General features: G+C 48.2%; 11 protein-coding genes. 8 read left to right on the top strand and 3 right to left on the bottom strand.

The features are described from left to right. The 3 genes from C5O19_RS22645 to C5O19_RS22635 all read right to left on the bottom strand — a co-directional run bounded on the left by C5O19_RS22645 (position 1) and on the right by C5O19_RS22635 (position 2,616). Positions 1-474 carry a Dps family protein gene (locus tag C5O19_RS22645; protein WP_104715667.1) on the bottom strand — a complete coding sequence of 158 codons (474 nt, stop codon included), beginning with the start codon at positions 472-474 and terminating at the stop codon, positions 1-3. Between the two features lie 196 nt (positions 475-670). After that, on the bottom strand, positions 671-2,131 hold the full coding sequence (locus C5O19_RS22640) for a ThuA domain-containing protein (protein WP_104715666.1): 1,461 nt from the start codon (positions 2,129-2,131) through the stop codon (positions 671-673). Positions 2,132-2,247: 116 nt separating this feature from the next. Then, entirely contained in the window at positions 2,248-2,616 is a 369-nt protein-coding gene (locus C5O19_RS22635; RefSeq protein WP_104715665.1) for a nuclear transport factor 2 family protein, read from the bottom strand. 137 nt (positions 2,617-2,753) lie between these two features. On the opposite strand from C5O19_RS22635, the gene C5O19_RS22630 reads away from it, so the two are divergent. From C5O19_RS22630 to C5O19_RS26110, 8 genes are all read left to right on the top strand, one after another. After that, on the top strand, positions 2,754-3,974 hold the full coding sequence (locus C5O19_RS22630; protein WP_104715664.1) for a glycoside hydrolase family 1 protein: 1,221 nt from the start codon (positions 2,754-2,756) through the stop codon (positions 3,972-3,974). Between the two features lie 72 nt (positions 3,975-4,046). After that, a complete protein-coding gene (locus C5O19_RS22625; RefSeq protein WP_133163434.1) occupies positions 4,047-4,502 on the top strand; it encodes a hypothetical protein in 456 nt (151 codons plus the stop codon). A 343-nt stretch (positions 4,503-4,845) separates the two neighbouring features. Next, positions 4,846-8,079 (top strand): SusC/RagA family TonB-linked outer membrane protein, encoded by a 3,234-nt coding sequence (locus C5O19_RS22620; RefSeq protein WP_104715662.1) that lies wholly within the window; start codon positions 4,846-4,848, stop codon positions 8,077-8,079. A gap of 22 nt (positions 8,080-8,101) precedes the next feature. Then, positions 8,102-9,565 (top strand): SusD/RagB family nutrient-binding outer membrane lipoprotein, encoded by a 1,464-nt coding sequence (locus tag C5O19_RS22615; protein ID WP_104715661.1) that lies wholly within the window; start codon positions 8,102-8,104, stop codon positions 9,563-9,565. A gap of 459 nt (positions 9,566-10,024) precedes the next feature. Next, positions 10,025-11,182 (top strand): hypothetical protein, encoded by a 1,158-nt coding sequence (locus C5O19_RS22610; protein WP_133163433.1) that lies wholly within the window; start codon positions 10,025-10,027, stop codon positions 11,180-11,182. 23 nt (positions 11,183-11,205) lie between these two features. Further along, positions 11,206-12,699, top strand: coding sequence for a T9SS type A sorting domain-containing protein (locus C5O19_RS22605; protein WP_104715659.1), 1,494 nt, complete (start codon positions 11,206-11,208; stop codon positions 12,697-12,699). 277 nt (positions 12,700-12,976) lie between these two features. After that, on the top strand, positions 12,977-13,306 hold the full coding sequence (locus C5O19_RS25880; protein WP_133163432.1) for a hypothetical protein: 330 nt from the start codon (positions 12,977-12,979) through the stop codon (positions 13,304-13,306). 427 nt (positions 13,307-13,733) lie between these two features. Beyond that, positions 13,734-13,880 carry a hypothetical protein gene (locus tag C5O19_RS26110; protein ID WP_165796106.1) on the top strand — a complete coding sequence of 49 codons (147 nt, stop codon included), beginning with the start codon at positions 13,734-13,736 and terminating at the stop codon, positions 13,878-13,880. The last annotated feature ends 205 nt before the right edge of the window (positions 13,881-14,085 follow it).

Genomic DNA, 14,085 nt, shown 5'->3' with positions numbered 1-14,085 from the left:
TTACTTCAGGTGAGCCCGAAGCATCCAGGCAATTTTTTCGTGTTTTTCCATCAGCCCAGTGATGAAATCGCTCGTACCGGCGTCTTTATGGGCATCGGCAAAATCGTCGACATTACCCCGCAGAAATTCGATGATGCTTTCGTGATCGCCCAACAGCTTGTGAATCCAGCTGCGGCTGTCGTTTCCGCCACCGTCAGCTTCGGTCAGGTGCGTCAGTTGCAGGAATTCCTTCATCGTACCGGGAGCATAGTGACCCAGTTGACGAATACGCTCCGCCAGTGAATCGACGATCTCCGCGGAATCTTTGTACAATTCTTCGAAATACAGGTGAACTGAGTGGAAGTCCATCCCTTCCAGGTTCCAGTGAGCATTAAGGGTTTTGGTATAGACTAAGAATTCGTCTGCCAGAATTTTAGCTAATTCATGGGCTACTACGGCCCGGTTTTCTTCTGAGATGCCAATGCTAGTTTTCATAAGGAGTAATTTAAAAAGGTGAACTGTTGATAAAGACTCGAAAAAGCAGCAATTGTTTAGTGTCAAAACAGATTAGAATCCGTCTTAATCCAAAGAGACATGGGCCGGAAAGGTCATCATTTTTCGGCAATCTTGGAAAGGGTAAAGCACAAAATTCTACGTCCTAACCAAGCCTCCTGAACCAACCCAGCCTAGATTACTGCTTTTTCGAAACCCAGTTCGCGGCCCTTTGCCACAACTCCTTGGGGCTGGTTTCTGGATCGAGTACCGTTTGAAAAACTCGCCCTTGTCCGAATGTATAGACCCAGGCCAGGGGCGTGGACTTGCTTCGTACGATCACCTCAATCGGTTCCGTCCCTTTTAACTGAAAAGCTGCCTTGCTCCGAAAGGAGGGAAGTCCTTTGGTAAGGGGATGTGACTCCTGCTTTACGCGTTCATCCATCCGAAAATCCGTTGTCTTTTCCCGACGAAACAATTGCGAATACGTTGCCCAGCCCGAGCGAACCGTGGTATCGGTTTTGGCCCGAAAGGCTAAGGCCAGCAAGCCGCCACCCTTTTGAACGTACTGTTCCAGAGCTGCCTTGGAAGTACGGTGGATGCCATTGGTATCGGGGCGATCAAAAGCCAGAAAGCTGTAGTCACTCAAGTTGTAGGTCGAGAGATCGTTGAGGTCCGTACAAACATCCACCAGAAGTTCTGGATCTTTTTCAAGCGTCTGCTGTAAGGAGGATTTTGTTTTTTTATCGTGAAAGAGAAGTGCTTTTTTTGATTGGTGGTACGTAAGCTCCGTAACCTGGGCATCGGTATAAAAGCTCGCATCCACGCCAGTGGCGGGTACTTCTGCTCCGGCGGCCCAAACCAGTCCGTTCAGGAGCAGTTTACGGTAATCCGGATTTTCCCAGTTCGTATAAAAGTGATTAAAGGTGGCACAGAAACCACGGCCCCCGTCAACCCGTTGCAACGCCCAGGCAACCAAATTCCCCTGCTCAGGCCGTCCCTGTAGGGCTGGAACGTCCATAATGGGCGTCAGACGTGCGTCATTTTCCCGGAAACGCAGGTTGTAGTAAAATTCATCGTTGATACGAAAGGGCTTCACACCCCGGCTGATGGGATGCTCGGGTGAAGGCAGGCGGACGTCCGCTTCCAGGATTTTGAGGGCGGAATAGGTTCGGTACTTTCCCGTCGCGTCCTCCCAGTCATAGTAACCGCCCGTCCACTCCAGCAGTTTCTGACCGTAGGGATACGAAGCAAAGTTGGAGAAATGTAACAAAGCCAGACTACAACCCCGCTTCATCTGCTTCTCCATAACCTGAATACGTTCGGGCGTCATGAAAGGGACATCCGAAAATAAATTGCCATCCCGTCCGTCCGATACGAAAAAAATCAGGTCGGCGTCGTCGAGCGTCTGTTCCTGTTCGGGCCAGCCGTGCAGGTGTACCTCCGTGCGAAGGCCCGGTACCTGGCAATGATCCAGCATGGTTTTGAGCAGACGTACGGTTTTTACGTATTCGTGCGTACCCGGCGGGTGACTTTTCTCTCCTGCAATAAGTACAATTTTACGGGAGTTACCAACGGGAGAAAAGGGCTGGCTCTGGGATGCAGAAAAACTTCCCAAAAGCAAAGCCCAGGTCATACAAAGCGAATAATACCAATACATAGATCAAGAGGTTTCAATCTGTAATGGAATCAAAGCTACGGAATAATGGGCTATAGTGTACGTTAACTATTAGTTAATTGTGCGTGCGTAAACCCATAAATTAGTATTGGAATCGTCTAACTATAGTCGCTGATTCGGATAATCTTACCGTGGCTAACTTCAAAAATGCTGACGCCCCGCAGGCGTAAGGTTTCACCCGCTTTCAAGCCATTGGGCAGATCCTGGGCCAGCGTCGCGTGGTAGTCAATTTCTACGGCTGCTGCTGTATCACTCAGCACCTGGAAGCGTACCGATTGTCGGCGTTCGCTGAAAAAGTTAAGCGATTGAAGAGCCAGCGTTTCAAATTCGGACTTGGACTGCGTGGTCGTAATCCCTGAGGCATTCGAAACGTTCTCAAAAAAGACGGCTTCATCGAGCAAAGCCAGCATCGCCGGTACGTCTTTGGCATTATACGCCGTAAGATAGGCCTGAATGATTTCTTCCATAGGGGGCATTTGAGGCAATAAAGTAGCGATAATTTTCAGGCCTGTACAATGATCTTTCGGGAAGTACCTAACCCAGGCTTTTGTAAACAGGCACTATTTTTTGGAGGGATGTAGCATTCGTTCACCTTTCAATGACTATGAATCTCCTACACGCAACGCCACTTGGGTTCGAAAATCCTTTTCAATCGTTCTGGATGGCTGGTTATGAATGTTCAGATCAACTCAATTGCTTCGGAAATCGGGTTGATCTGTTGACGATTTCCGGACATTTAGATCAGTTGGATGATGATTATAAACAGCTACAGCCCTTTCAAATTCGTACGGTACGCGAAGGGATTTGCTGGAGTTCCGTTGAAAAACAACCCTATCATTATAACTGGACGGTAGTTCGTCAGATGATTGAGAAAGGCCGCCAGCAGGGTATTCAGCAGGTGTGGGATCTGTGCCATTTTGGTTATCCGGACGATCTAACGCCCCTGCATCCACTCTTTGCCCGACGGTTTGCGGCGTTATGCCGGGCCTTCGTTGACTTTTACCGAACCGTTGATCCAGACGGCACCCTGATCATCACGCCGATCAACGAGGTAAGTTTCATTTCCTGGCTGGGCGGGGATGCTCGCGGTACTTCTCCTTACTGCGTCAAACAGGGCTGGGACGTGAAGTATCACCTGATGCGGGCCTATATTGAAGGAGTGGCTGCCATTCGTGAAATGGACGCTCACGTCAAAATTATGTCCACGGAACCGCTGGTGAATATGGTGCCGCCAATGAACGCTACCTACGAACAGCAGCGGAAGGCAGCCCTGGCTCATCACGCTCAGTTTCAGGCCATGGATATGTTGACGGGACGAACTTGCCCGGAGCTGGGCGGCTCGCCAGACTATCTGGACATTCAGGGACTCAACTATTATTACAATAACCAATGGGTCGTGAATGAGGGCAGTGGTAATACGTTTCTTCCCTGGGTTAATGAGGGGAACGATCCTCGCTGGCGACCTTTACGCAGTTTGTTCCACGAAGCTTTTGAACGGTATGGAAAACCGATCGTGCTAAGTGAGACGAGCCATCCGGGTGAGCATCGACCGCACTGGATTCGTTTTGTGGCCGAGGAATGTGCCGCGGCTATCGAGCAGGGTATTCCGCTGTGGGGACTGTGTTTGTACCCCATCATTGATCGACCGGACTGGGATCATCTGGATCACTGGCATCGGTCGGGATTGTGGGATGCTGAACTCATACCGGGACAATCGCCCCGCCGCGTTCTGTACGAACCCTACGCTCAGGCCATTACTGCAAGTCAGCGATTGCTGGATGTAGTCTTTGCCCGGAAAAAAGCAGAACAGCCGAGGATTTTATAAGCAAAAGATCTTTCTTGCGTAGGTTGTTTAATGCTAACCCAACAAAGCCTTATAACCTATCTTCGTATCCTCATGAAAGTTCTTCCCCTGTTAGGGCTCGCTTCTTTGACGGCTTTCTATTCTTGTGAACAGAGGGCCTGTATGTCGCCGCCTCCCACGTATCAATTTGCGTTTGTAAATAAACAAGGATCAGCTGCCTTGGATAGCACCCGGGCGATGCAAGTACGCTTGACGTATAAAGATGCTTGGGGGATGGAACAGACGGTTGCCCCCGAAGACTTTAAAGTCATTGCGTCGAAACCATATGGCGTCGTTTTTGAATCTTCCTATGCTTTAATTGAAAATCCAAAACCGCAAACCCGTCTGTACACGGTCACCCTTGGTATAGAATCATTGGGTCGGCTTCAGCTCACCAGTAAAAAAAACACTACTAAATGTAATAGCTGGATGAACTTGAGCGAAGCCCGTTTTAATGAGCAAATTTTAAGCCAGGGCGAAGAGGTAAACTATTTGATTCAACTTCCGTAACCTAGCGTCAGGATAGGAATGAGTCAAGGGATTGTCCCTGAGTTACCTATAGGGATGAACGTCACCGCACATTCTTTTAAATGCTGAGGGATAAGGGGTCAAATTTAGGGTAATGTAATACCCTGTTTCTTAGATAAAAGTGCTGACCGTTATAGAGTCATTCCCTTTAGCGGAGATGATTCTATAGCGGTCATTTTCATCTATTTACTTAACATTTTCTTCTCAGAGTGCTGATAGTCAGACTAAGGTCATTTCTTGATTTGGTAACATTGACGTAATGACCAGATAACCTTGAAGGTCTAAACTTGCGGCTGTTTTTCCAAAATCACTACTCTGAAGAAAGATGAATGAAAAGAAAGCTTACGGCTCCGTAAGCCCCGCTACCTCATTGTTCCCTGTGCTGTTGAAGCGTTTTGGAATTTTAGCGGGTCTGTATGCCGTGTTGCTGGGCTGGGGCTCACAGGTCCAGGCCCAAAGTACTCCGCTTACCCTGCAAGGTTCCGTCATTGATCGTACCAGCAACGAGCCGCTGCCAGGTGTTGCCATTTCGGTGAATAATAAAGCCGTTGACCTGACGAATGCTCAGGGCCGATTTGAGTTGCAGGTAGAGGTGGGCAGTACCATCGGTTTTACTTTTATCGGCTATCAACCCCACCAGTTCAAAGCGGAGAAAAATGATGCGAGCCTGACCGTCTATTTAGAAAATGGGCAGAAAGATTTAAATGAAGTAGTCGTAACGGCACTGGGTATCAAACGCGAAGAAAAAGCCCTGGGGTACAGTGTTTCCACGATTAAAGAAGACCAGCTGACGCAGGCCATGCCCAATAACTGGTCGGACGCCTTAAAAGGAAAAGTGGCGGGTCTGAACATTCTACAATCGGGTTCCGGACCGTTAAATTCAGCCCGGATTAACCTTCGCGGCGACCGTTCGCTGGATCCCAATAAAAACGAAGCTCTGGTTGTCATCGATGGCGTACCGATGATCAACGGCAAAGTAAGTTCCGGCGTCGATCAGGCGTACGGAGCAGGTGCCAGTGGAGCGGATAAAGACATCCCCATTGACTTCGGGAATGGTTTGGGCGACATCAATCCCGATGATATTGAGAGTGTTACCGTACTGAAAGGAGCCGCTGCTACGGCTCTGTACGGAAGCAGGGCCGGGAATGGTGCGTTGATTATCACTACGAAATCGGGCAAGCGGAAGGGCAAAGGGGTAGGCGTAACCGTCAATTCCAATTTCAGTATTAATGATGTACTCCGCTGGCCGGAATACCAATATGAGTACGGACAGGGAAGCGGTGCGAAGTATTACTCGTACGGTCTGTCGCCGGATGGATCGAATACGGGCTCCACGTCAAGTGCCTTCGGCCCGAAATTTGATGGCCAGGAATATTTTCAGTACGATCCGGTCGTGGAAGGTCAGTCCCCCGAACGTCGGCCCTGGCGTCCGTATAAAGACAACATCAAAGGTTTCTGGCGTACGGGACATACTTTCACCAATAATGTCGCCGTCGAAGGGGGCGGGGAGAACTACTCAGCCCGGGCGTCGCTAACTTATACCAACAACGAGTGGATCATGCCCAATACGGGTTTTGATCGGCTGGTCGCTTCGCTTAACTCCAGCGTTTCGCTTTCCAAACGGATTAAGTTGAATACGAAACTGAGCTACACCAGCAAAACCAGCGATAACTTGCCGGGCACGGGTTACAATAACCAGTCGATTTCGTACTTCATGATTTTCCAGAATCCGAACGTTGATCTGGCCTGGTACGAACCTCGCTGGAAAAAAGGGCAGGATCAAATTCAGCAGATTCACCCCTTCAGTTCTTTCATCGAAAACCCGTACCTGATTGCCTACGAGATGACGAACAGTTTGAACAGTACGAACATCATCGGGAATATTCAGGCGACGTATACGCTGTCTCCGAAGTGGGAATTCATGATTCGTTCGGGTCTGAACAGTCGGCAGGATCGTCGCGAACAACGCCGTCCCTGGAATACCTCCAACTTCCCCCAGGGTTACTATAAACAGCAGGACGTAGCATTTTTGGAATCAAACACCGACTTCCTGGCTACCTACAAAAGCAAACTGACCCGAACGATTGACCTGACCGCCTCCGTAGGGGGTAACCGCATGAGCAGTGACGTCAAGCAGAATAATGCCGTCGCTCGCGGATTGCTGCTACCCGGCGTTTACAAACTCTCGAACGCCCTGGAGCAGCCCATTGCGGATAACTCGCTGATTCAACGAAAGATCAATAGCTTATACGGATTGATCAATCTGGACTGGCAGAATAAGATTTTCGTGGATATTACGGGTCGTAACGACTGGTCCTCGACGCTGCCTGCTGGTAACAACTCGTACTTTTATCCCTCGGTCAGTACGAGCTACGTACTGAGCGAACTCATGCCCTTACCCACGGTGATTTCCTTTGCCAAAGCCCGGCTTTCCTGGGCTCAGGTGGGGACCGATACCGAGCCTTACCGCATTGCCAAGTACTACGACAAGTCGCCTTTCCCCGGCTCAGCCAATTCGCCCTCGATCTTGTACAACGGGACGCTAAAGCCCGAGATTTCTACTTCCTGGGAAGCGGGACTGAACGTATATCTGTTCAAGAAACGCGTCAATGCGGATGTGAACTTCTACTCCAATACAACGGTCAACCAAGTGTTAACTGTACCGATGGACATTACGACGGGTTATAGTTCGGCTTTTATTAATAGTGGCAAAGTACAAAACCGAGGGGTTGAAGTGATGCTAAGTGTACAGCCCGTTCAGTCAAAAAACTTTAACTGGACCCTGACGGGAACGTGGTCGAAAAACCAAAATCGCATTCTGGCTCTGAGTAACGACATTGAAAGCGAGCAGCAGATCATTGCCTCCAGCGGTAACGCTTCCATCATTGCTACCAAGGGCGGTAGTACGGGCGACATCTGGGGGTTTGGTCTGGTACGGAATCCAGAAGGACAGGTGGTTTTTGATGCGAAAACGGGCTTGGCCCTTCGTCCGGCGGATATTACTAAAATTGGCAATGCCTATGCCGACTGGCGGGGCGGTCTGCAAAACGAGTTTTCGTATAAGAACCTCCGTTTGAATGTTCTGCTCGATGGTCAGTTTGGCGGCATCGTGTACTCGCAGACCCACCACAAGATGTCCGAACAAGGAAAGCTCAAACATACCCTGGCGGGTCGGGAAACGGGCACTATCGTTGGGCAGGGTGTAATTCGGAATGCAGATGGTTCTTACGCTCCCAACACCACGCCGGTAGCCATTTCGACCTGGTACGGTGATTACTACCGCCGGGCCAACGTGGAGACCAATAGCTTTGATGCTTCGTACCTCAAACTTCGTGAAGTACGATTGGAGTACAATCTGCCCCGTAGCCTGGTCAACCGCTGGAAACTCTCGGCGGCAAGCATCGGCTTCTTCGGTCGCGATCTGGCTATGATTTCCAAGTTTCCCATTTTCGATCCCGAGACGGCTTCACTCAACGGTGCTACCATTGTACCCGGCGTAGAAATGGGCCAGTTGCCCACGCCGCGTACCTGGGGTGTTAACTTAAATCTTAAGCTGTAATTTTTATTTGGACGAAACAGCGATGAAAAAATACATTCTCTCTTTACTGACCCTGGGATTGCTGACCACTGCCTGTACCACGGGTTTCGAAGAACTCAATACCGATCCGAACCGCATTGATCGCGTCACACCAGGTAGTTTGGTCACGCCGATTGTGTATGGCATGAGTACGTACTTTACCGTACGCAATAGCGATTTTACCAACCAGTTGATGCAAGTCAGCTTACCGTACGCTCAGAATAGTGAGGGCTATGGTGTACACCATTACAACGTAAGTGAAACGGCGGGGAATGGTACTTGGAATACTTGCTACACCTGGCTGCGTAACGTGCGGGAAATGAAAGAAGCCGCCGAAATTTATCAGCAACCTATCTATCAGGCGGTCGCTACGACGCTTGAGGCGTACATCGTCGGTATTCTGACGGATTCTTTTGGCGACATCCCGTACACGGAAGCACTCAACGCGGAGGAAGGCCTTAGTCAGCCCGTTTTTGATGAGCAGAAGCAGGTATATGCTACACTGATTACCAAACTGGAAGAAGCTAATAAAACCTACAAGGAAAGTGGTACGATGGTGGGCAACGATCTGCTGTACGGGAATGACAAGAGCAAATGGCAGAAATTCAATAATTCACTTTTACTGCGAATGCTGCTTCGGACGAGCAAAAAAACCGGTTTCAATAGCTTTGAACGCCTGAAAGCTATTTTAGCGAATCCGAGCGAATATCCCATTTTCACCAGTAATGCCGACGCCGCTTTAGTTAAAATTACAGGCTTGGCTCCGTACGATTACGCCTGGGGTCGTCGGCAGGATTATACGAACGCCGAGGCCATGAGTGCTTTTTTCATTGATCTGTTGAATGAACTGGAAGACCCCCGCCGACCGCTGTTTATGACGAACGCCCGACGCGTGGAAAACGGAAAAGAAATCAACATCGGATACAAGGGCATTGTCAGTGGGCACAACCCGACCCGCAATGAGCTGAAGGTCGATTACGAACCCAGTACACCCAATGCCGATTTAATGGTACACACCACGCTAGGTACGGAAATCATTGAAGTGATCATGTCGTACGCCGAAGTAGAGTTCATCAAAGCCGAAGTAGCTCTGCAAACGGGCGATCAGGCGGCGGCTAAAACGGCCTACGAGAAAGGGGTAGCAGCAGCGATTACCCAATGGAAAGGCGGTGTATTTCCGGCCACGTATTTCAATAATCCCAAGGCGGCATTTAACGGTACGCTCGAACAGGTACTGACCCAAAAGTATCTGGCCCTGTTTTTCAACGATTACCAGCAGTGGTTTGAGTACCGCCGGACGGGTTTTCCTAAATTGCCCAAAACGCAATATATGCTTCACGATGGCGTAATGCCCACGCGATTCATGTACCACAATGATGTACGGCGATTCAATCCTCAAAATTATAAAGTTGCCGCCGAACGGATGGGTGGGGATGATGTAATGACAAAGGTTTGGTGGGAAAAATAGCCAGTCTAACCTAACGAAGCAGCAGCCGGTTTTCTGGATTTCCAGCGAATCGGCTGCTGTTTTTATAAGATCAGCATATTTGATTATTATGCGTATAAATGCCTATAGTTTTTGCAAAAATTCAACTATTACTACAAAGGTTTACAATGATTACTACAAACTATATCCATTAAAGAGATTTAGTTTCGCGTCTTCAAACCGCTACAACCAAATCTCATGACCTCACTTTCGCCGGATATTCGTCTATTTGTCGCTTTCGTTTTTCAAAAGTACCTGTATTCCGTAGCCCCAAAGCCCTCACTTATTCTGGCTACTTGTTGATCAGGCATCTCCCAACTTTCATTTAATCCAGCACCAAACAGACCAGCGGTACAGCACCGAACGGGACGGGTTCGCTATGCCCATACGGTTCTAGGTTACTTCTCCTGCTGACTAATCAACCATAAACCATCCATTTTTATGAAAAAAAGAATACTCTTAGGAATCATGTTGTCGGCGGGTAGTTTCTTCGCTGTACAAGCTCAGGTAAAAATCGGAGCTAATCCTACCACTATTCAGGGCGGTTCGTTACTCGAGTTGGAGAACGAAACAGCCAACGGTAATAACCAGCGGGGTTTACAGCTTCCCCGAGTTGCATTAACGAATACCGGTACCTGGGCTCCCATGGCTGGCTCGGCAGCTCCCGGTATGACGATCTACAATACGAACGCTGACATTGCCGGTGCCCGAGCCAACGGGGTAGGGGCTTACATCTGGTATGCCGGAACGGGTTGGAATCCCATTACTGACTGGTCACTGGGCGGAAATAATATTAATGCCAACCAGGTATTAGGTACCAATAACGATCAGAATTTAAACATTCGGGCTAATGGCTCCAACCGAATTTCCATTAGTGCAGAAACCGGACAAACCTTATTCGGGGGAGCGAATATGGCCGTGCCACGCCTTTATATTGCCCGTCCTGCTCCGGGAACGGCCATTCCAGGCCTGTACGTGGAAAACTCGACGGGATTTAACTCGGCACCGGCGTCTAATATTGTCGTAGGTAATGCGGCGGGTAATTCTTTTAAAGGCATGTACGGTTTTGTAAGCGGCGGTTACGATCAGGTGACGGCTGGTCAGGTTAACGCGGGCATATCGTACCGAAGCAATGGTACCTTGAGTTTAGGCATTGCAGCGGACCCTTACAGTCCTGGCGAAGCTACGGCCGATAAACTCGTCATCACGAGCGGCGGAGATGTGACCGTACGCGACGGAAACTTGACGGTAAACGGAGGTATTTCTTCGAAGGTAACGAAGCTGGGTGTTACCAATAACGTAGCGGGTGGAGCCGCTGGAAGTCCGACGGTTTTGAGCAATACGGCTTCCTCCTACATTGCCCTTTCACCGGCTGCCGGAGCGGATGTCTATCAGGTGCCCGCAGCTAGTGCCAATGCAGGTTTGATGTTGATCATTAAAAACAACACGTCGGTAGCCGCGACGCTGAGTTCAGCGGGTGGACGCTTCGTTGTAGCGAACGTTGGCAATTTAACCTATACGCTGGATCCCGGAGCGAATGTTCGGGTCATTACCCTCATTTCCGACGGAGCCAACTGGCAGATTACGGCCACGAATTAAGTTTCACCCTTCACTTATCGAATATGAACAAGCGATTAGGGGGTGTACTGCTAGCTCTGCAGATAGCGTCGATACCGGCTCTAGCTCAGGTTGGTCATGAAGTCTATAATACCCCCACCATAGAGGCGACCAACCGAAATACGAATTCAAGCGTAGCTGATTTTTCGGACTATTTTCGGGTAAATGCCCTCGCTACCTACACCAACATTGGTAGCATTTACTGGCTCAATACCAACACGGCCGGTACGTTTATTACGAATGGTACGTATACTACGGGCACGGCGGCTACGGATTACTTCGGCAATGGTACGGCCAGGCAGGCTATGGAAATTAACGGTAGTTCAGCTCCCATTTTTAATAATCTGGTTTTTCAAAATGGAGCGATGAACATTGCCAATTCCGCTGGAATTACGGTGAACCGGACCTTGACCCTGACCAATGGTATTACCACTACGCAACGCAATAGTCCTTTGGCGAACAGTGTTCGAATCAATACGACGAACGCTGGGGCCATTACGGGGGACTTTAGCGACACGCGTCACGTCGACGGGTACGTATCCCGGGTAATGAGTGCGAATACGACGTACGACTTTCCCGTAGGTAACGGCGGGGATTATCGCCCGGTAACGTACCGACCCACCGCTGCCGCTGATTTTGTCTCCGTTGCATATATTCAGGGAACGCCACCGCAGGGGGTGAATAGCTTGGGAACGGACCTTATGGCCGTAAGTACGGTTGGGAGCTGGCCCGTATCAGCTGCCGTAGCCGGAGCGGTATCCGTTTCAATTCCGGACGTATCCGGTTTTGCTACTGCTCAAAACTTGAGATTGGTGGGCTGGAATGGTACGCAGTGGGTGAGCCTCGGCCAAACCGCTAGTGGCACAACGGAAGGCAGTACCTTGAGTGGGACCATTCCCGCGGGTACCACCATCACGGCTCTGGGTATTGGCAGTGTGAGTCAAGCTCTTCCCGTAACGTTGGGCCGATTTGACGCGAAGTTTGAAGGGACGTCTGTCTTGCTAAGCTGGGATACGTACACCGAAATCAACAACGATTACTTCGAAGTTATGCGGAGTACAAATTTACAGGACTGGTTACCGCTGGGTCGCGTGAAAGGACAAGGAACCACGCAAACCAAGCAGTCTTATCAATTTATTGACGAAAAACCTTTGGGTGGGATTTCCTACTACCAATTGCGTCAGGTCGATTTCGATAAAACCCGCCATACGTCACCCATTCGTTCGGTGAAAAATCCGTATGTGCAGGAGCAGATTGGGCAGATTAACATTTATCCGAATCCGGCTAACAATAGGGTACTGGTAAAAATCCCGCAGATCAGCAAGGACGTTACCGTTCAGTTGTTTAACGCTTCCTGGCAGAATACAAAGGTACCTGCGGTACTGAAAGATACACATTACGAATTAAACGTGTCACAGGTAACGCCTGGGCTGTATTTCTTACAAATCACCGCTGGTGAGGGTTCGCAAAGCGTGCACAAACTCATTATTCAGCACTAATACACAGCTGCATTGATTACAAAAGCCCCAGCGTTCGACACCGAATGCTGGGGCTTTTATAATTTAAGCTTTAAGCCGTTACGCCTAATACGTAATAGGGTAGGGAAGAAAAGCCAGTAACACAGCGATTTCTATTAAGGACTGCGGCTCATTCAACATAAACTATACTTATATAGGATTTTATAATAAGTAATTGTATGATCTTCCTTATCATTTGAAACACGATAATTTACTAAGTATAGTATCTTGCATTCAAGCAAATTAAATCAACCTTTCTATGAAACTTAAGATTTTCCTTACCTTTTGTCTTTTATCTCTATTTTCTTGCCAAAAAAATGAAGTTTCTCCTGTTGGGAGTGCTAAAATTACATTCACTTCAAGTTTGGAGCAGATTTCATTACCGTATTCGATATACACAGAAGCTGGATTTGATAGGCGTCCTCTTATTAGTGGTAAGTATTCAAAACTCTTATCACAGAAACCAAACAAATATGAAGTAATAGTGGAAGATCTAAACCCAGGCAATTACGTAATTGTCTTCTCCTATCTTAATGCTCATTTTACTTTTCAAATCACTCAAGGTCGCCAGAGAGTATATGACTTCTAACAAAATACGTTCCTTTTACTTGAGTGTAGCTCTATAGCGTTTTACAAACGAGCATTTAGATAAGTTAAAATAAAGTTTCAGACATCCTAAGCTGGAAAGAGAGCAAGGGCCCTTCTTATGAAAGACCCGACTTACCAATAAATTCTTGAGAATGGAACGTCATGCCTCTTTCCGATTAATTATCCATTCGTGTATGTACCATTAGCAATTAACCCCTCTAAAGTGACCAAGGGTACTAGTTGCTCTAAGGTATTTATCTATCCAGAGAAGACATACTTTTTAATTTGGGAGGGCCTGATCGGTCCGTGAAGCTAGAAGATTTACGCCTTGAGCATCCCAGACCTAAACGATATCGGAATCGCAGATTAGGCGATTTCCTGAACCCTTACGATTGACGGAAGGTCATGCCACGAGTATAGCCCTAATCATGAAAGCTTTAAAGCAAAATGGGTCTCCAGTGGCTGAATTTGACGTTGATGACGAGCGTACGTACTTTAAAGCCACCTTTGCCATGATGCTTACCGAGAGTGAGCAAAATATGGCTCGTTGGCTAGCAGAAGAGAATCAAAAGTAACTAAGCTTAACTACTAGGGTAGAATAGGCAACGAACTACATCCTAATTTATGTATTACTTAACATAATCCAAGTTATAAAACAATTTCTATGGTATTACTTTTTACCTAACTTAAAGAAAGAATAAAAATATTAGTTAATTATTTAACTATTTGCTTTACCTTTGTGTTGTTCTCCTAAGTAAGAACATTGCATGCCATGAAAGA

Origin of the sequence: Siphonobacter curvatus, from assembly GCF_002943425.1 — a bacterium.
Taxonomy (GTDB): Bacteria; Bacteroidota; Bacteroidia; order Cytophagales; family Spirosomataceae; genus Siphonobacter; species Siphonobacter curvatus.
The sequence above is the reverse complement of the archived record's forward strand: the minus strand, read 5'-3'. Positions and strand labels throughout refer to the sequence as shown.